This is a genomic window from Cyanobacteriota bacterium (genome assembly GCA_025054735.1).
Lineage (GTDB): Bacteria > Cyanobacteriota > Cyanobacteriia > SKYG9 > SKYG9 > SKYG9.
Window position 1 is genome coordinate 1 of the sequence record JANWZG010000613.1, and the last position, 1,565, is coordinate 1,565.

2 protein-coding genes are annotated in these 1,565 nt (G+C 46.8%); one reads left to right on the top strand and one right to left on the bottom strand.

Going from position 1 to position 1,565, the window contains the following annotated elements; genetic code table 11:
* Nucleotides 1-349: 349 nt before the first annotated feature.
* Nucleotides 350-793 (top strand): hypothetical protein, encoded by a 444-nt coding sequence (locus NZ772_18705; protein MCS6815588.1) that lies wholly within the window; start codon nucleotides 350-352, stop codon nucleotides 791-793.
* A gap of 17 nt (nucleotides 794-810) precedes the next feature.
* Here NZ772_18705 and NZ772_18710 read toward each other — a convergent pair.
* Nucleotides 811-1,565, bottom strand: a 755-nt coding sequence (locus NZ772_18710) for a DUF4070 domain-containing protein (protein MCS6815589.1), incomplete at its 5' end; no start/stop codon positions are given.

Below are 1,565 nucleotides of genomic sequence, written 5' to 3' on the forward strand. Positions count from 1 at the left end.
AGTCGTTAGAAACATAACACCATTAGAAGTTGCCTATTGGATAACCCTGATCACAAGCAAGTTCCTATGGGTTTCTATGAATTCACCTATGGATAGCCACTTTCTTATACAAGGGTGACAGCTTGTCGTCTCCACACCATAACAGTGCTAAGTAACACATATGGAATGGTGATTGTCTAGCAAGATTGTCACCTGTAAATATACTGAATTTAATCTAATTATTGATTCATGCCACGGCTGATCTCAGGACTACTAATAACATCCTTTGATATCCTTTGATATCCTTGCCAACTTCAATTATCCGTAGTTATAACGGGGGGTAACGATTACAGCTAAGCACCTACCATTTATGCGACATGCAACCGCAGTTGCACGGGGACGCTCCAATCCCTTTGCTGCTCTGAAACAGGAGTATGAACACCAGCAACAAGAGAAACAGGCGAAGAGAGCTGAGAAGGAGGCCACTAAGCAAGGAGCTATGCGTGAGCTGGAGAAGGTTGTTAAAAAGCTACTGGAAGATTACAAGCAGGTTAGGGCCATTGACCAAAAAAATTATCACATAGAGGTTCTAGTCAAAACCAACGGCTGGAGTCTTGGTCATCTCAAAGATGGAGTTGGTTGGGAAGCATTGGTGACTATTAATCCAGAATTTGATAGCGAGGGTAATATCGAGCACCTTTATGTGTCTATGGGTAAATCGATCAATGTCCCTGAACCCTGGACAATCTGTAAAGCATCAGAGAAGGAGCTAATTACGGCGATCGTAGACCTCCATCGTCAACAGCACAACTAGCTGGAAACCTTGCTAGCCTATGCCGCAACCTCAGCCTTGGCTTGAGTAGACTCTAACTCTGCCTGCTGCTTCAGATAGTCATGCAACTGAGCTTCAAGTTGCCGACGAACCGTATGGCGATACTCAATAAAATGTTCCCCCATGCCGCATACCGACAAATAGTTAGTCACCACAGCAGGATACTGCACTGCTAGGTGAATTAGATTCAGCCAAAAGCGCCAGCGGGTTTTGCGATAGAAGCCTTGTCGCCAGAGCACAATCAATAGTGCCCGGATAGTAACCCAGTTAATCTCAGGACTACCTGCAGACTGGGTGCGGTGTTGGTAATGCCGCTTTTGGGCATCCCCCAAAATCAAGAAATGGCGATAAATCCGATTCAAGAGTACCAGTGGATCATAAAGAGTCCAAAAGGCATGAATATATTCATCCACAATTTCCGATAAGGGCCGAGTTGGCACAAAGTTCATTAGTCGGAGTTGGTCACCATCGCTGGTGTTGGACAGGAGCCGCTGTTCCTTGTCGAGCCGATGCCACAGTGCGGTGTCGGGCAGGGCTTGCAACATGCCTACCATGGCAGTGGGAATGGTTGTCTGCTCGACAAATTGCACGATACGTTGTCCTGCGCCTTGTCGTTCGCCATCAAAGCCGATGATGAAGCCAGCCATAATGCGTAGACCAGCACGGGCGATCGTCAACACTGATTGACTGAGGGGATCGCGGTTGTTCTGAAACTTCTTCGTAAGGGTAAGGCTATCCGTATCAGGGGTTTCAA